This is a genomic window from Desulfarculus baarsii DSM 2075, from assembly GCF_000143965.1.
GTDB lineage: Bacteria > Desulfobacterota > Desulfarculia > Desulfarculales > Desulfarculaceae > Desulfarculus > Desulfarculus baarsii.
The window spans coordinates 2,935,958-2,952,653 of record NC_014365.1 but is presented as its reverse complement, the minus strand read 5'-3'; the positions used below and the strand labels follow the sequence as shown (position 1 = coordinate 2,952,653).

17 protein-coding genes are annotated in these 16,696 nt (G+C 68.2%); 4 read left to right on the top strand and 13 right to left on the bottom strand.

From position 1 onward, the window contains the following. Positions 1 to 2: 2 nt before the first annotated feature. Both DEBA_RS13240 and DEBA_RS13235 read left to right on the top strand, forming a co-directional pair. Positions 3 to 1,187 (top strand): DegT/DnrJ/EryC1/StrS family aminotransferase, encoded by a 1,185-nt coding sequence (locus tag DEBA_RS13240; protein WP_013259452.1) that lies wholly within the window; start codon positions 3 to 5, stop codon positions 1,185 to 1,187. A gap of 16 nt (positions 1,188 to 1,203) precedes the next feature. Further along, positions 1,204 to 3,312 carry an ATP-dependent DNA helicase RecG gene (locus DEBA_RS13235; RefSeq protein ID WP_013259451.1) on the top strand — a complete coding sequence of 703 codons (2,109 nt, stop codon included), beginning with the start codon at positions 1,204 to 1,206 and terminating at the stop codon, positions 3,310 to 3,312. Between the two features lie 2 nt (positions 3,313 to 3,314). Here the strand turns inward: DEBA_RS13235 and DEBA_RS17265 are convergent, their stop codons facing one another. From DEBA_RS17265 to DEBA_RS13165, 13 genes are all read right to left on the bottom strand, one after another. Further along, positions 3,315 to 4,085, bottom strand: a complete 771-nt coding sequence (locus tag DEBA_RS17265) for an RNA 2'-phosphotransferase (RefSeq protein ID WP_013259450.1) — start codon at positions 4,083 to 4,085, stop codon at positions 3,315 to 3,317. A 5-nt stretch (positions 4,086 to 4,090) separates the two neighbouring features. Further along, positions 4,091 to 4,453 carry a hypothetical protein gene (locus DEBA_RS13225; RefSeq protein WP_013259449.1) on the bottom strand — a complete coding sequence of 121 codons (363 nt, stop codon included), beginning with the start codon at positions 4,451 to 4,453 and terminating at the stop codon, positions 4,091 to 4,093. Further along, a complete protein-coding gene (locus DEBA_RS13220) occupies positions 4,450 to 5,754 on the bottom strand; it encodes a dihydroorotase (RefSeq protein WP_013259448.1) in 1,305 nt (434 codons plus the stop codon). Before DEBA_RS13220 ends, DEBA_RS13225 begins: the two co-directional genes overlap by 4 nt. After that, the gene (locus tag DEBA_RS13215) at positions 5,754 to 6,680 is read right to left on the bottom strand and encodes an aspartate carbamoyltransferase catalytic subunit (RefSeq protein ID WP_013259447.1); all 927 of its coding nucleotides are present in this window, start codon (positions 6,678 to 6,680) and stop codon (positions 5,754 to 5,756) included. Before DEBA_RS13215 ends, DEBA_RS13220 begins: the two co-directional genes overlap by 1 nt. A 218-nt stretch (positions 6,681 to 6,898) precedes the next feature. Next, on the bottom strand, positions 6,899 to 7,270 hold the full coding sequence (locus DEBA_RS13210; RefSeq protein ID WP_013259446.1) for a hypothetical protein: 372 nt from the start codon (positions 7,268 to 7,270) through the stop codon (positions 6,899 to 6,901). A 64-nt stretch (positions 7,271 to 7,334) separates the two neighbouring features. Beyond that, positions 7,335 to 8,546, bottom strand: coding sequence for a multiheme c-type cytochrome (seleno)protein ExtKL (gene extKL / locus DEBA_RS13200; RefSeq protein ID WP_248595811.1), 1,212 nt, complete (start codon positions 8,544 to 8,546; stop codon positions 7,335 to 7,337). Positions 8,547 to 8,550: 4 nt separating this feature from the next. Next, positions 8,551 to 9,255, bottom strand: a complete 705-nt coding sequence (locus DEBA_RS13195; RefSeq protein ID WP_013259443.1) for a cytochrome c biogenesis CcdA family protein — start codon at positions 9,253 to 9,255, stop codon at positions 8,551 to 8,553. 25 nt (positions 9,256 to 9,280) lie between these two features. Then, entirely contained in the window at positions 9,281 to 9,664 is a 384-nt protein-coding gene (locus tag DEBA_RS13190; RefSeq protein WP_013259442.1) for a thioredoxin family protein, read from the bottom strand. A gap of 61 nt (positions 9,665 to 9,725) precedes the next feature. Then, positions 9,726 to 10,817, bottom strand: a complete 1,092-nt coding sequence (gene arsB / locus DEBA_RS13185) for an ACR3 family arsenite efflux transporter (protein ID WP_013259441.1) — start codon at positions 10,815 to 10,817, stop codon at positions 9,726 to 9,728. 26 nt (positions 10,818 to 10,843) lie between these two features. Then, a complete protein-coding gene (locus DEBA_RS13180; protein ID WP_013259440.1) occupies positions 10,844 to 11,275 on the bottom strand; it encodes an arsenate reductase ArsC in 432 nt (143 codons plus the stop codon). Then, the gene (locus DEBA_RS13175) at positions 11,263 to 11,628 is read right to left on the bottom strand and encodes an ArsR/SmtB family transcription factor (RefSeq protein ID WP_013259439.1); all 366 of its coding nucleotides are present in this window, start codon (positions 11,626 to 11,628) and stop codon (positions 11,263 to 11,265) included. Before DEBA_RS13175 ends, DEBA_RS13180 begins: the two co-directional genes overlap by 13 nt. Positions 11,629 to 11,719: 91 nt before the next feature. Continuing rightward, complete coding sequence (locus DEBA_RS13170) at positions 11,720 to 12,142, bottom strand: arsenate reductase ArsC (protein ID WP_013259438.1); 423 nt, start codon at positions 12,140 to 12,142, stop codon at positions 11,720 to 11,722. 121 nt (positions 12,143 to 12,263) lie between these two features. Continuing rightward, a complete protein-coding gene (locus tag DEBA_RS13165) occupies positions 12,264 to 12,785 on the bottom strand; it encodes a (Fe-S)-binding protein (RefSeq protein WP_013259437.1) in 522 nt (173 codons plus the stop codon). Between the two features lie 68 nt (positions 12,786 to 12,853). On the opposite strand from DEBA_RS13165, the gene DEBA_RS13160 reads away from it, so the two are divergent. Continuing rightward, a complete protein-coding gene (locus DEBA_RS13160; RefSeq protein ID WP_013259436.1) occupies positions 12,854 to 15,745 on the top strand; it encodes a DEAD/DEAH box helicase in 2,892 nt (963 codons plus the stop codon). Continuing rightward, positions 15,742 to 16,635 (top strand): damage-control phosphatase ARMT1 family protein, encoded by an 894-nt coding sequence (locus DEBA_RS17260; RefSeq protein ID WP_013259435.1) that lies wholly within the window; start codon positions 15,742 to 15,744, stop codon positions 16,633 to 16,635. The genes DEBA_RS13160 and DEBA_RS17260 overlap by 4 nt, the downstream gene beginning before the upstream one ends. Positions 16,636 to 16,696 lie beyond the last annotated feature (61 nt).

Below are 16,696 nucleotides of genomic sequence, written 5' to 3'. Positions count from 1 at the left end.
TCATGTCCCAGGCCGACCAAATCAAAGTGCCCATGCTCGACCTTCAGGCCCAGTTCGCCAGCGTGAGGGGCGAGATCATGCCCCGGGTCCAAGAGATATTCGAAAAGCAGTCGTTCATTCTGGGGCCGGCGGTCAGCGGCGTCGAGGCCGAATTGGCCGACTATCTGGGCGTCAAGTGCGCCGTGGGCGTTTCCTCGGGCACCGACGCGCTGCTGCTGGCCCTGATGGCCCTGGGCGTGGGCCCCGGCGACGGCGTGATCACCACGCCGTTTACGTTTTTCGCCACCGTCGGCTCCATAGTGCGCCTGGGGGCCACGCCCCTGTTTGCCGACATCGATCCGGTCAGCTTCAACATCGACCCGGCCCAAGTCGAGCGCCTGTTGGCCTCCGACCTGCCGGTCAAGCCCAAGGCCCTGATCCCGGTGCATCTTTTCGGCCAACCCGCCGACATGACACCCCTACTGGAACTGGCCCAGGCCCACGACCTGAAGCTCATCGAGGACGCGGCCCAGGCCATCGGCTGCTCCTACGCGACGGCCGGCCACGAGCGGCCCACGATGATCGGCGGCCTGGGCCACGCCGGCTGCTTCAGCTTTTTCCCCTCCAAGAACCTGGGCGGGGCCGGCGACGGCGGGCTGGTCACCACCAACGACGAGGAACTGGGCCGGCGCATGCTCTCCATGCGCACCCACGGCTCGCACCCCAACGAGAAATATCGCCACATCCACATCGGCGGCAACTTCCGCCTGGACGCCCTGCAAGCGGTGGTCGTCTCGGCCAAGCTGCCCCATCTGGACGACTGGTCGCGGGCGCGGCGGGCCAACGCCGCCGATTATCGCCGGCTGTTGACCGAGGCCGGCCTGGTGGAGCGCGGCCTGGTCTCGCCGCCGGTGGAGCTCTGGCCCGAAAACTGGCGCGGCCACATCTACAATCAGTTCGTGCCGCGGGTCAAGGAGCGCGACGGCCTGTTGGCCGCCCTCGGCGCGGCCGGCGTGGGCTGCGCGGTCTACTACCCCATCCCCATGCATTTGCTGGAGTGCTTTGCCTATCTGGGCGGCCGCGAGGGGCAGTTGCCGGTGGCCGAGCAGGCCAGCCGCGAGGTGTTGGCGTTGCCGGTCTACCCCGAGCTGACCATGGCTCAAAAGGAGCGAGTGGTTCAGGTCATCGCCGACTTCTACGGCCGCTAGGCCGGACGGGCCGGGCGTGGTGGCCAAAAATACGCCGAGCGTGACGCCGTGGGCCTTGCCGGCCCTGGCCCGCTCGCTGGGCGCGTTGCCCGGCGTGGGGCCCAAGACGGTCCAGGCCCTGGCCGCGCGGGGCTTGCGCACCTGGGGTGATGGTCTGTTTTTTCTGCCGCCGCGCTACGAGGACCGCCGCCGGGTCTGGCCGCTGGACGGCCTGGAAGAGGGCCGCTTGTGCGTGGCGCGCGGCCGGCTGACGAGCTCCGGGCCGTGGGGCCGGCGGGGCAAGGTCTGGCGCATGGTCCTCGACGACGGGGCCGGCCGCCTGAACCTGCTGTGGTTTCATTTCAAAAAAGCCCACCTGGAGGCCTTCGCCGTGGGGCGGGAGGTTTTTGCCGTGGGCCGTGCCGAGCTGGCCGAGGGCGGCTGGCGGATGGTTCACCCCGAGGTTTTCGACGAACAAAAGGCCGCCGAAGGCCGCGCGGTGGGCGTGATCCTGCCGGTCTATCCCGAGCTGGCCAGCCTGGGCCAGGGCGGCGTGCGGCGCTTCATGGCCGATCTGGCCGGCCGCACCGTCGATCTCATCCCCGATCCGCTCTTTGGCCTGCTGCCGGCCCGGCTCTACCCGTGTAGCGTGAGCCAGGCCCTGCGCCAGGCCCATCTGCCCGGCCCCGAGAGCGACCCGGCCGAACTGGACCCGCCAACCAGCGCCTGGCGACGGGTGCTGGCCGTCAACGAGCTTTTTTATTATCAACTGGGCCTGTGGCTCAAGCGCCGCCAGCGCCTGAGCCGGCCCGGCCTGGTCGTCGATCCACCCGGCGCGCTGGTCGAGCGCTTTCTGGCCGCGCTGCCCTTTGCCCTCACCGAGGGTCAGAACCAGGCCCTGGCGGCGATCCTGGCCGACATGGCCAGCGGTCGGCCCATGGGGCGGCTGTTGGCCGGCGACGTGGGTTCGGGCAAGACCGTGGTGGCCCTGGCCGCCGCCGCGGCCGTGGCCGAGGCCGGGGCCCAGACCGCCCTGATGGCCCCGACGGAAGTGTTGGCCCGTCAGCACCTGGCCAGCGCCCAGGCCCTGCTGGAGCCCCTGGGCCTGAAGGCGGCCCTGGTGCTGGGCGGGGCCGACGCCCAGGGTCAAAAGCAGGCCCGCGCGGCGGCCCAAGGCGGGGCCGCGCTGCTGATCGGCACCCAGGCCATGCTCGCCGCCAGGCTGGAGTTCGAGCGCCTGGGCCTGGTGATCATCGACGAACAACAGCGCTTTGGCGTGCACCAGCGCCTGCGCCTGGCGGCAAAGGGCCTCGATCCCCACCTGCTGGTGCTCTCGGCCACGCCCATACCCCGCACCATGGCCCTGGCCCTGGCCGGCCACCTGGACATTTCGCCGCTGCCCCAACTGCCCGGCCGCCGGCCCAAGATCGCCACCACCGTGCTGGCCTTTGAACAACGCCGCCAGGCCGTGGAGGCCATGGCCGCCACCCTCGCGGCCGGCGAGCAGGTCTATGTGATCTGCCCGCTGGTGGAGGCCTCCGACAAGATCCAGGCCCATGACGCCGTGGAGACCCACCGCCGGCTTGGCGAATATTTTCCCGGCCAGGCCATCGGCTTGCTGCACGGCCGCCTGGATTCGGCCGCCCAGCAACGGGCCCTGGAAGATTTTCGCGCCGGCCAGACCAGGGCCCTGGTGGCCACCACCGTGGTGGAGGTGGGCCTGGACGTGCCGGCGGCCACGCTGATGATCGTCTTGGGGGCCGAGCGCTTTGGTCTGTGCCAGTTGCACCAGTTGCGCGGCCGGGTGGGCCGGGGCCAAAAGCCGGGGCGTTGCTGCCTGGTGACCGGCCCGGAACCGGGCGAGTTGGGTCGTCGCCGCCTGGAGGTGCTGGCCGCCACCGCCGATGGCCTGGCCGTGGCCGAGGCCGATTTGGCCATGCGCGGGCCGGGCCAGGCCCTGGGCGCGGGCCAAGCGGGCTTACCGCCGTTGCGTTTTGCCGGCGAGGTCGATCTGCTGCCCGAGGTGAGCCGGGCGGTGGATGGCCTTTTCGGTCAGGGCCGGCCCGACGACGAGCCCTTGGCCGCCCTGGTCGCCGAGGCCGTGCGCCGCTGGGGCCGGCTGATGGAGCTGGTGGAGGCCGGCTGAGGCTAGTCCTCGCCGCGACGACGGTCCTTGCGGCGTTCTTTTTTCCAGTCGATGTCCTTGCGCAGTCCTTTTTGCTTGTAGGGCTTTTCGGCGTCGATGAGGTTGACCACGAAGCTGCCCGGCGGCTGTTGGGGCTGGCCCACGGTCACTTCCTCGAGGCGGGCGGCTTTTTCTTTTTTCTTTTCGCGCGATACGGGCTTGGGCAGGGGCTTGTCGGGCAGGGGCGGACCCATCAGGAACTGGGCGTCGATCCACTGGGCGACAAAGAGGCCTTCCTCGCCCCAGGCGGCCAGGGCCGCGCCGTTTTCCTGGGCCAGGCGGGCCTGGATGGTGACGAGGACTGGTTCGGCGTCGCGGCGACGGCCGATGGCCAGGGCGCGTTGGCTGTCGGCGCAGACGATCAGGCCGGGGCCGTCATCGGCGTCGAGGCCGCGCTCCCTGATGACCGGGTAGGCCCTGCGCCGCGCGCCATAATAAAGATGTGCCGGCGGTTTGGCCTCGGGGTTGGGCGGGGCGTAGGAGCGCTGGCGGCAGCGGATGCGCGTGTCGTCGGCCTCGAAGACGTCGCTGGCCAGGCGGTCGGCCATGTCGGTCAGCATGGTCTGGCGCACGTGTTTCCAGCCGTCCTCGCCGTGCAGGGCGGCCAGCAGGTCTTTTTGGCGCACCCAGCCCTCGGCGTCGGGCAGCAGGGCCAGTTCGGCCGGGCAAACGCCCAGGATATAGCGCAGCATGCGCGCCAGGGCCTCTTCTTTTTGTTCCAGGCGGCGGGTCATGGCGTTTATTGATAGCCTTCCTTGACGCCCTGGGCGCTGGCCACGTATTGCCGCACGCCTTCCGGGTTCCACAGGCGCAAGGCCCGCGGCTGGCCGTCGGGGCCGGGCAACAGCTCCCACAGCACCCCCGGCGGCGGGCTCCAGCCCTTGGCCGCCAGATCGGCCATGTTCAGCGCCGGGCCCTGGCCGCCGGCCTCGGCCGCCTGGGCGGCGATGATGGCCTGGGCTTGGAGGGCGGCTTGATGGGCCAGTTGGTCCAACGACTTGGCCTGGCGATCGAAATGGGCGAAAATCAAAAGCACGGCGATGGCCGCCACGCTGAGCAGGGCCAGCACGCCCGGCTTGAAAAGACCCTTGGCCCCCTTCATGCGGCAAATCCTTCCAGTTGATAAATTACGCGGCCATCGCGGATGGTCAGCACGGCCCGACCGGGCAGCCGGCGGCCGGCAAAGGGCGTGTTGCGCGATTTGGAGAGCATGCGCGCCGGCTCGACGACCCAGGGCCGCGCGGCGTCGATGACCGTCACGTCGGCCGGCTCGTTTAGCTTCAGCGCGCCGCCGGGCAGATTCAGCGCCCTGGCCGGGGCGGCGCTCATGGCCTCGATGAGCCGCTTGAGGCTCAGCGCCCCTTCGTCCACCAGCTCCAGGCCCACGCCCAGGGCCGTCTCCAGGCCGGTGACGCCAAACAGCGCCTTGTCGAACTCCACCAGCTTTTCCAGCGACGAGTGGGGCGCGTGATCGGTGGCCAGGACGTCGATGGTCCCGTCGGCCAGGCCCTGGCGCACGGCGGCCACGTCATCTCGCGAGCGCAGGGGCGGGTTCATCTTGCGGTGGGTGTCGTAGTCGCCCACGTCCTCGTCGCACAGGGTCAGATAGTGTGGGCAGGTCTCGGCGCTGACGTTTTGCCCGGCCTCCTTGGCCCGGCGCACGGCCGCCACCGAGCCGGCGCACGAGACGTGGGCGATGTGAACCCTGGCCCCGGCCAGGGCGGCCAGGGCGATGTCGCGCTCGATGGCCAGAGCCTCGGCCTCGGCCGGGATGCCGGCCAGGCCCAGGCGGGTGGCCGTGGGCCCTTCGTGCATGGCCCCGCCGGCCGAAAGCCGCATGTCCTCGCTGTGGCAGACGACAACCAAGCCCAGGCCACTGGCGTACTCCATGGCCCGGCGCAGCAGGCGGCTGTCGGCCACGGGTCGGCCGTCGTCGCTGACGGCCGGGCAGCCGGCGTCGCGCAGGTCGGCCATTTCGCTGAGCATCTCGCCGCCAAGGCCCACGGTGATGGCCCCGATGGGATAGACCCTGGCCTGGCCGGCGGCGGCGGCCCGCCGCAGGATCAACTCGGTGACGGCCTTGCAATCGTTGGTCGGGCTGGTGTTTGGCATGCAGGCCACGGCGGTGAAGCCGCCGGCGGCGGCGGCCCGCGCGCCGCTGGCGATGTCTTCTTTGTATTCCTGGCCCGGTTCGCGCAGATGCACGTGGATGTCGATCAGCCCCGGCGCGACGATCAGCCCGGCGCAGTCGATCACGCGGGCGCCGGGCGCATTGATGTCCCCGCCCACGGCGGCGATGCGCCCGCCGGCCATCAGCAGATCGCCCACTTCGTCGAGGCCGCCGGCCGGGCAGAGCAGGCGGCCGTTTTTCAGCAAAAGCTCTTGGTTGGCCGTTGACGGCATCACAGCCCCTCCGCGCCGATCATCAGATACAACAAGGCCATGCGCACGGCCACGCCGTTGGCCACCTGGTCGAGGATCACCGAATAGGGCCCGTCGGCCACCTGGGGCGCGATCTCCACGCCGCGGTTGATCGGCCCGGGATGCATGACGATGACGCCCTCGGCGGCGCGGCGCAGGTGGCTTTCGCCCAGGCCGTAGAGCCGCGAATATTCGCGCAACGACGGAAACAGCACGTCGTGCAGGCGCTCTTGCTGCACGCGCAGCATCATCACCACGTCGGCTCCCTCCACGGCCTCGTCCATCGAGCGGGCCACGCGCGCGCCCAGCGTGGCCGCGTGGGGCGGCAGCAGGGTCGGCGGGCCGTAGACGCGCACCCGCGCGCCCATCGTCCGCAGGCCGATGATGTTGGAGCGGGCCACCCGCGAATGGGTTATGTCGCCGATGATGGCCACCTCCAGGCCCTGGACGCGGCCTTTTTTCTCGCGGATGGTCAGCATGTCCAGCAGGGCCTGGGTGGGGTGTTCGTGGGCCCCGTCGCCGGCGTTGATGATGGAGACGTTGACGTGGCGGGCCAGCAGATGGGGCGCGCCCGAGGACGAATGGCGCATGACGATGAGGTCGGGCGACATGGCCTGCAAGGTCTGGGCGGTGTCGATGAGCGTCTCGCCCTTGGTCAGCGAGCTGGTCTTGGGGGCCAGGGCCACGGCGTCGGCCGAGAGGCGCTTGCAGGCCAGGTCAAAAGACGTTTTGGTGCGCGTGGACGGCTCGTAGAAAAAAAGCACCACTGTCCGGCCGCGCAGGGTGGGCACTTTTTTGATGGGCCGGGCGTTGATTTCCTTGAGCGATTCGGCGGTGTCGAGCACCACGCCGATCTCCTCGGCGCTCAGCCCCTCCAGGCCCAAAAGATGTTTGCGCTTCCAGCTCAAAAAACGCCTCCGCCGTGCTCGGTCCGCCCTGGCCAGGGCCCAAAAAAAACCTCCTGACACCGGATGTGGCGCGGAGGCGAAGGCCTGCGTTGGGCTTGTCGTGGTTCCCCTTTGCGGGGTGTGACGGCCATTGGGCAACTCCTTGGCGACTTGGCCGCTGGGGCGGTCAGCGTCATTGGATAGCAAACCCCGGCCCCGCTGTCAAGTCGGGTGATCGTTCAGGGCCGCCAGGGGTTGGTGCGCGGATGGGTCGCGCTGGGCCTCAGCGACTCGGCCCCCACCACGTAGCCGTTGTAATCGATGGAAAAGACCTGGTCGGCCACGGCCTTGATCTCGCGCCCCGCCTTGTCGAAGCCCAGGGTGAAGCTGTAGCGGTGGCGGATGGAGCATTGATAGGCCCCGCCGTAGGGATGGGCCACCAACTTGCTCCAGGCGATCGCCTTGTAGCCCTGGGGAAACTTCAGCGCAACGGCCAGATAGTCGGTGACGATGCGTTTGGCCTTTTGCTCGTCGATGGCTTGGGCCTGGCAGGCCGCGCCCAAGGCCAGGACCAGGACCAGGGCCGTGAGCAATGATTTGATCGGAGCCATGTGCAAAACCGTGCCTGTTCGTCTTATGGCCCCATTGTAACACGAAACGGCCGGCCGGGCGGCCTTACTTGGGCGAGACGGCCCTCACGTCCAAGTCGCGCCGCCAGTGGTGGATGACCATCTCGTCGCCGGGCCGCAGGCTGTAGACCAGACGCAACGAGATGGCCAGCGTTTTGGCCGGCTGGTCGAGGACGATCTCGAAGCGCTCGCTGGTCGGCCGGAAGGGCTGGAAGGATGTGTCGCGGACGATGCCCAGTTTTTTGTCGGGCCCCAAGACCATCTTGGGCCCCAGCGAGTCGGTGCATTGGGGCATGTACACGCGCCTGGCCTCCAAGAGCCGTCGGCCGTCGTCGGTGGTGGCGGTCGCCTCCAGGACCGCTTGCGCCCGCGACGGTCAGCCGTCGGGCAGGCGATGGCCGGCGTTGTTGGCGATGACGACCTCCAGGGCCACGAGCGCCTGACGCGGCCGGTCGCCTGGTTGGAAAACCAGGGGCAGGACGCTTGCCTCCATGGGCAAGGCCGCCTGGTAGAGCTTGGCCGTGGCCGGCCGGTCGGCGAAATTGGGTTTGAATTCGTGATCGGCCCCTTGCATATGGCAATCGATGCAAGTGGATGTCCCACCACCAGCCACGTAGGCGTGCAGGTAGCTGCCGTAGAGCGTGGCGCACTGCACCGGCGGGCTGAACTCGAAATTGGGCCCCAAGCCGTGGCACTGGCCGCAAAAGGCCGGTGAGGCCATGAAAGGGCTGCGCTCCAGGCTGGCCACGGCCCCTTCGTGGGGGCCATCCTGGGCCTGGGGCGCGTAGATCGTCTCGGCCCGTGGCGGGTGATGGACCACGGCTTTGTCTTGGTGGCAGACCAGGCAACCGATGCCCAGTTTGGCGATGACCGCCTTGTCGTCGCGCCAGACGACCTGGGCCAACTCGCTGGCCGCCTGATCATCGGCGGTGAGCAACTGGGGCAGGTGGCACTTGGCGCAGGGGAAATTGGCCCTGGTGGCGTCCTCGGGCCGGGCCACGGCAAAGGGCCCCTCGGCCAGATACTTGGCCATGAAGTTGAATCCGCCCAGGCCCATCAACGGCCGGGCGTGCTGCGAGCGCGCCCACTGCTCGTAGATCTCCGGGTGACAGCTTTGGCAGCGGCCGGAATCGTGGCGGGCGATCATGGCCTCCAGGGCGGACGGCTCCCCGGAGGCGGCCAGGCCCTGGCCGGCGGCCACGGCCAGGGCCACGGCCAGGACGCGGAACGCGAGGGCGTTGCGACGCTTGGCGGCCATGACCCTAGGCCCCGAAAAACGGCGAGGCGATGAAGTAAACGCCCAGCAGACCCACGCCGACCCCGGCCACCCGTTTGAACCACAGGCTGGCCCTCTGGAAGGCGCTGTTTTCCAGCACGCCGCTCACCAGCGCCGTGGAACTGCCGGCCACGGCGATGGGCAGGGCGTGGCCCAGGCCGAACAGCCCGATCAACACCAGCCCCGCGGCCAAGTCTTGCTGCACGGTGATCACGGCCATGATCGGCGCCAAAAAACCAAAGGTGCACGACCCGCTGAGCACGCCGTAGGCCAGGCCCAGGACCAGCGCCCCACCCAGCCCCCTGACCTTGAGCTTGGCCATCAGCCCGCCCGACATGGACATGGCCCGCAGGCCCAGCATGTCCAGGGCCACCAGCAGCAAAACCGCGCCCACGGCGATGGTCCAATATGGGCCGATATCGCCCAGCATCAGGCCCAGCAACGAGCAGATCAGCCCCACCAGGGCGATGGAGACAAACAGCCCCGCCGTGAACGACAGCGAATAATACACGCCCTGGCCGGGGCGCACGGCCTTTTCCTGGCCGGCCACGTAGCCCACGATCAGCGGGATCGAGGCCAGGTGGCAGGGGCTCAGCGCCACGCTGACCACACCCCACACAAAGGCCCCGACCATGGCGGCCGCGCCGCCGGCGGTCAGCCAGCCGTGCAGGGTAAGGAAAAGCTCTTCCATCGCCTCGCTCCTGGTTTGGCCGGCGCTAGCGGGCCTTCACGCCCATTTTGGCCAACTGGTCCTCGATGCTTTTTTTGTCCAGAAAGCCCTCGTGGCGATGGACTTCCTGGCCGGCGGCGTCGAAAAAGATCTGGGTGGGGATGACCCTGACGCCAAAATCCTTGGCCGCGGCCTGGTTTTCCCACACGTCGATGAACACCACCGCCGCCTTGCCTTGGTATTGGACCTTCAGCGCCTCGAGGATGGGCTTCATCATCTTGCAGGGGATGCACTTGTCGGCCCCCAGGTCGACCAGGGTGACCATGCCGGGGCTCAGATATTTTTTCGTGTCCTGGGCGTTGCCCGCCTGGCAGGAGATCAGGACGAAACTGGCGGCGATGATCAGGCCGGCCAAAGAGATGCGTTTCATTTGTGCGCCTTTTGCAAAGTCGTCAAGTTGCCGCGGATGTCAAGGGGTTATTCGCCGGCGCTCAGGGCTTGCACGAGACATGGCAGACCCCGGTCGGCGAGAGTTTTTCGTGGGGGAAATAGCGCCCTCTCAGCCACAAGGCCACCCGCACCAGGCCGATGAGCACCGGCACCTCCACCAAAGGGCCGATCACCGCCGCGAAGGCCTGGCCGCTGTCGAGACCGAACACGGCCACGGCCACGGCGATGGCCAGCTCGAAGTTGTTGCTGGCGGCGGTGAAGGAGAGGGTGGCCGCCTGCTCGTAGGTGGCCTTGGCCTTCAGCGCAAGCCAGAAACTGACCAGAAACATCACCAGAAAATAGACGCACAGCGGCAGGGCCACCCGCAGCACGTCCAAGGGCAGCCGCACGATGTATTGGCCCTTGAGCGAAAACATCACCACGATCGTAAAAAGCAGCGCCGTCAGGGTGATGGGGCTGATGCGCGGGATAAAGACGCGCTCGTACCAATCGTGGCCCTTCAGGCGCAGGCCGATGAGGCGGCTGGCCAGGCCGGCGATGAAGGGCAGGCCCAGATAAATGAACACGCTCTGGGCGATCTGGCCCATGGAGATATCCACGGCCACGCCGCCCAGGCCCAGCCAGCCTGGCAGCAAGGTGATGAAAAACCAGGCGTAGACCGAAAAGAACAGCACCTGAAAGACGCTGTTGAAGGCCACCAGCCCCGCGCAGTATTCGCGGTCGCCTCCGGCCAGGTCGTTCCAGACAATGACCATGGCGATGCAGCGGGCCAGGCCGATGAGGATCAGCCCGACCATGTAGTCGTGGTGGCCCGAAAGAAAGGCGATGGCCAGCAGAAACATCAGCGCCGGGCCGATGAGCCAGTTTTGCGCAAGCGACAGGGCCAGAATCTTGCCGTCGCTAAAGACCTGGCCCAGGCGCTCGTAGCGGACCTTGGCCAGCGGCGGATACATCATCAGAATCAAGCCGATGGCGATGGGGATGTTGGTCGTGCCCACCGAGAAATAATCCACCGCCCGCTTGATCCCCGGCAGCCAATAGCCAAGACCCACGCCCACGGCCATGGCCAGGAAGATCCACAGCGTCAGATAGCGATCCAGAAACGACAGCTTGCCCCCGGCCCCGGCGGCCATGTTCGCCTCCCGTTGCTTTGCGGTTTTCAGTCTTGCAAGGAGCCGGGCAGGCCCAGGACCATGGCCTTGATCTCGTCGCGCACGCGGCGGTAGATGGCCAGGGCCTCGTCCTCGTTTTTGGCGCTTTGGGCCAAAAACGGCGGATCGTCAAAGCCGCGGTGGACGCGCCGCGCCGGGCCGGGGAAAAACGGGCACGACTCGCGGGCGTTGTCGCAGAGAGTCACCACCCAGTCCCAGCTTTGGCCAATGAATTGCTCGACGTCCTTGGAGCGCTGGCCCGAGATGTCCACCCCGGACTCGGCCATCACCGCCACGGCCAGCGGGTCCACGCGGCCGGGCGCGACGCCGGCGCTTTGGGCCACGAACAGATCGCCGCGCAGGGCGTTGGTGAAGCCCTCGGCCATCTGGCTGCGGCAGGAATTGCCCGTGCACAGATAAAGTATTTTTATTTTCGACACTTGCCCAGCCTCCCGCAGAGTTCTTCCTTGTCTTGGCTCAGCACCTCGGCCAAACGCTTGGCGTCGGCCTGGGCCTGGGCGCTGGGGGCCAGCCACTTGCGGGCCCAGTCCATGGCCTCCCTGGCCTGGGCCGCGCCCTCGGCCAGGCGGAAATGGACCCAGCGGCCGTCCTTCCAGCTTTCGACCAGGCCGGCCTGGCACAAAATGGCCATGTGCCGCGAGACCGTCGAGGGGGCCAGGCCCAGCAACTCGGTGATCTGGCAGGCGCAGAGTTGGCCCGCGTCCAGGGCCAGCAGGACGCGCAGGCGGTTTTCCTCGGCCATGGCCTTGGCGATGGTGACTGTTTCGCGCATGGATTCGTTCCTATGTTTCGCCAACTGACGAAATATAGCACCAAGCAACCCCCCTCGTCAACGCCCATGGGTCAACTAGGGCCTTTGGCCCTCAGGCCAGCTCCTCGGCCAGGCGGCCGACGGCCTGTTTGATCTGGTCGCGGATGCGGCGGGCCCCGGCCAGGCGCTCATCGTGGCCGCCGGTCAGTTGGGCCGGGTCGTCAAAGGGCAGGTGCAGGCGCTTGGTGATGCCGGGAAAGACCGGGCAGAGGCTTTCGCGCTCGCTTTCGCAGACGGTGATGACGTAATCGTAAAGATTGCCCTGGCGATAGAGCTCGAAGACGCTTTGGGGCCTCTGCTCGCTGATGTCGAGGCCTTCCTCGGCCATGACCTCCACGGCCAGGGGGTTTAGCTGGGTGGGCTCCAGGCCGGCGCTGTCGACCTGGAAGCGCTGGCCGGCCATCTGGCGCAGGTAGGCTTGGGCCATCTGGCTGCGGGCGCTGTTGTGGGTGCAGACGAACAATACTCTGGGCACGGGCGGCGGGCCTCCTCGGCTTGGGGTGATGGCGGGCGCGGCGATGGCGCCGCTCCCCGGATTTTCGCCCGTGGGGCGATTGGCTTTCGCGTCGGCGGCGTGACGGTTTGGCGACGTTTGTTCACTCGCCAAAAAAGCCGGCCAGGTATTGATCGAGCAAACGCCCCTTTGCCGGGTCGATGGCCGGGCAGTTGGCCGCCCACTTGCCGCCCTCCATGGCCTGGGCCGCGAAAACCATGCAGGTGGGCTGGCCGCATTGGCGGCAGTTGGTCTTGGGCAAAAGCTTTAGTATCTCCAGGAGTTTGGGCCGAGGCGCGCTCTCGGTGCTGGGCTGGATGCCGTGGCGGTTTTCCCAGGCGTCGTTGATCTCGTTTTGCAGCCAGCGCAAAATCTTGTCGGCTTCGTCTTCGTCCTTGAGGGCGTTGACGGCGATCAAGCGCGGATGCACGGCGATGATCTTGCCCTGGGTGCGCAGGGTCAGGCTGGGCGGGTCGGTGGAGTACTCGAAGGCGCCCAGTTGGGCGTTCAGGTAGGGCAGCGCCTCGGCGATGTCTTGATCCAGGTGGGCGTGACAGTGCAACGACTCAAAGCTGTTGTTGCACATGGGCCGAAAGATTTCCTTGCGATAGCCTTCCAGCAACATGGCCTTGCTCCGTGAGTTGCCTCTTGGGGCTATTGTCGCCCATGGCCGGCCGTGGTACAAGCCTTGGCATGAAGTCAAAGATTCACAGTTTCGTGGACGCCTTGCCGGGGCTTTTGAAGGGCGCGGCCCAGGTGTCCCACGTCCAGTTGGTCCCGCCGCGAGCGGCGGCCTTTGCCGAACTCGATCCGCCCCTGGCCGCGCCGCTGGCCAGGGCCGTGGCCAGCCTTGGCGTCGAGCGGCTCTACGACCACCAGGCCCGGGCCATCGCCCTGGCCCGCCAGGGCCGCGACGTGGTGGTGGCCACGCCCACGGCCTCGGGCAAGAGCCTGGTCTACGCCTTGCCGGCCCTGGAGCGGCTCTTGGCCGAGCCACGGGCCAAGGCCTTGTTTTTGTTTCCGCTGAAGGCCCTGGAGCAAGACCAGCTCGCGGCCATGAACGAGCTGGCTTTTCGCGCCGGGCTGGGCGCGCCGGCGGCGGTCTACGACGGCGACACCCCCCAGGGCCAGCGCCGCAAGATGCGCGAAAATCCGCCGGCGATCATCATCTCCAACCCCGACATGGTCCACGCCGGCATCTGCGCCTATCCCCAGGCCTGGAGCGCCTTTCTGGGGGATCTGCGCCTGATCGTCATCGACGAGGTGCACGCCTATCGCGGCGTGTTCGGCTGCCACGTGGCCCAGGTGCTGCGACGGCTGACGCGCCTGGCCGCCCTGCGCGGGGCCCGGCCCTCGTTCGTGCTGTGTTCGGCCACCATCGCCAACCCCGGCCAACACGCCCAGGCCCTGACCAGCCGGCCTTTCGCCGATGATCAGGTGCTGGATTTCTGCGGCGCGCCGGCCGCCGGCCGCTGGTTCGCCCTGGTCAACCCCGTGGGCGCGGCCAGCACCACGGCCAGCCATCTGCTGTCGACGGCCGTGCGCCAGGGTTTGTCCACGATCTGCTTCACCAAAAGCCGCATCCACACCGAGCTGATTCATTCGTGGGTCACCCGCGGCCGGGCCGATCTGCGCGCCTCGGTGGCCGGCTATCGCGCCGGCTTTTTGCCCGAGGAGCGCCGGCGCATCGAGCGCGACCTGGCCAGCGGTCGTCTGGCCGGCGTGGTCAGCACCAGCGCCCTGGAGATGGGCATCGACATCGGCGGGCTGGATCTGTGCATTTTGGTGGGCTACCCCGGCAGCCAGATGAACACCTGGCAGCGCGGCGGCCGGGTGGGCCGGGCCGGACGCGAGAGCGCGGTGATCGTGGTGGCCGGGCCCGACGCCCTGGATCAATACTTCGTCAAACACCCCACGGAGCTGCTGGGCCGACCGGTCGAGGCGGCCACCCTCGACCCCGACAACCAAGACATCGTGGCCCAACACCTGCTGTGCGCCGCCGCCGAGGAGCCCCTGGACCTGGACGACCGCTTTTTTCGGCTGGAGCGCCACGCCGAGGCCGTGGCCAAACTGAGCGCCGCCGGCGAACTGCTGCTCGACGCCCAGGGCCGGCGCTATTTTCCCGCCCGCCAGCGGCCCCAGCGCCAGGTCGATCTGCGCGGGGCCGGCCAGAGCTTCGCCATCGTCGACCAGGCCGGCAAGGTCATCGGCTCCATCGATGGCGCGCGGGCCTTCAAGGAAGGGCATCCCGGGGCGGTCTACCTGCACCAGACCCGCTCCTACGAGGTGACCGACCTGGAGTTGGTCGATCACAAGATCATCGCCCGGCCGCGTCAGGTAGATTATTACACCCGCGCCCGTTCGGAAAAAGAGACCGAGATCCTGGAGGAGACCGGCCGCCGGCCCGTGGCCAACTTTTTGCTGCGCCAGGGCCGCCTGCGCGTGAGCGAGACCATCGTCGGCTATGAACGCCGGCGCATCTCGGGCCAGGATCTGCTGGGCGTCTATCCCCTGGATCTGCCGCCGCTGGTCTTCGAGACCCACGGCCTGTGGATCGACATCGAAGACTCCCTGCGCCGCCTGATCGAGACCAGGGGCCTGCACTTCATGGGGGCCATCCACGCCCTGGAACACGCGGCCATCGCCATGTTTCCGCTGTTTGCCCTGTGCGACCGGGGCGACGTGGGCGGCATATCGATCCCCCTGCACCCCCAGACGGGCAAGGCGGCGGTGTTCATCTACGACGGCGTGGCCGGCGGGGTGGGCCTGGCTCGGCGCTGCTTCGAGGTGATCGAGGAACTGTTGCAACGGGTGGTGGAGTTGTTGACCGACTGCCCCTGCCAGGATGGCTGCCCGGCCTGCGTTTATTCGCCAAAATGCGGCTCGGGCAACAAGCCCCTGGACAAGGCCGGGGCCCTGCTGCTGTGCCGGGCCCTGCTGGGTCAGGAGGACATCGCCGCCTTGCCCGCGCCCCATCCCGCGCCGCCGGCCATCGTGGCCAGGCCCGCCGCGCCCGACGGGGCCATGCGCTATGGCGTGCTGGACCTGGAGACCCAGCGCCTGGCCGAGGAAGTGGGCGGCTGGGCCAACACCCATCTGATGCGCGTGAGCGTGGCCGTGCTCTACGACAGCCAGGCTGATTCCTTCGAGGCCTTTGGCGAAAAGGACATCGCCCGCCTGCTGCGGCGCTTGACCGAGCTGGAGCTGATCGTCGGCTTCAACATCCTGCGCTTTGACTACGGCGTGCTGGGGGCCTACAGCGCCATGGACCTGGCCCGGCTGCCCACCTTGGACCTGCTGGCCGATCTGCATCAGGCCTTGGGCCATCGCCTCAGCCTGCAAGCCCTGGGCGAGGCCACGCTGGGCGCGGGCAAGGGCGCCGATGGCCTCCAGGCCGTGCAGTGGTGGCGGCAGGGCCAGTTGACGGAGCTGACCGACTATTGCCGCCAGGACGTGGCGCTGACGCGCGATCTGTTTTTGTTTGGCCAGGAGCGGGGGCATCTGCTCTTCGAGCGCAAGGGCCAGGGCCTGTTGCGCGCGCCGGTGGATTGGTCGTGGCCCAGCCTGCGGCGGCGTTTCCCGTGAGCTTTATCCCCGGCCCGGAGTGCGTCCCCTGCCTGGACGGCCTGGCGCGGGCCGTCTTGGCCGGCTGCGGCCTTTTGCCCGGCGCGGCCAAGACCGGACCATTGGCGGCGCGCCTGGATGAGGTGATCGCCGACGGCCTGGCGCGGGGCCATTCGCCGGCGCTGATCGCCAGCCGCTTTTTGGCCCTGGCCCGGCGCGAGAGCGGCGTGGACGACCCCTTTGCCGCAAAAAAACGCCAAGACATGGCCGCCGCTCGTCGGGCCGCCGCCGGCTTGGGGCCCTTGCCCGCCACCTTGGCGGCCGTGGCCCGGGCGGCGATTCTGGGCAACGCCCTGGATCACTTCACCGGGCCGGGCCAGGATGGCCCGTGGCGCGGCGGCCTGGGCGAGCTGCGCCTGGGCGTCGATGATCTGGCCCAAGCCGAGGCCCTGTTACGGCCGGGTGCGCTGGTGGCGATCTTGGCCGACAACTGCGGTGAGCAGGCCTTTGACCGGCCGCTGGTCGGGCATCTGCTGGGCCGGGGCTGCCAGGTGGCCTACGTGGTCAAATCGGCCCCGGCGCAAAATGATTTGACACTGGACGACCTGCGCCACGCGGGCGAAGATTACGGCCTGGGACGGATCGTGGGCACGGGCTCGGCCCAGGTCGGCCTGGACCCGCGAGAGGTTTCGGCCGAGATCGGCGCGCTTTTGGCGCGGGCCGACCTTGTCATCGCCAAGGGCATGGGGCATTATGAAACCTTGAGGCCGGCGGCGGGGTTGTGGCCCCACGGCGGGCCGCCGCGGCCGCTGTTGCTTTTGTTTCTGGCCAAGTGCGCGCCGGTGGCCCGCAGCCTGGACCTGGCGCCTGGCCAGGGCGTGGCCCTGCTGATCCCGCCGGCCGAGGTTTGAAGATTTGGCCAACTTGAATCACATGGATTGATTGCATGAAGTGTCTGAGGCGATCTTTTGC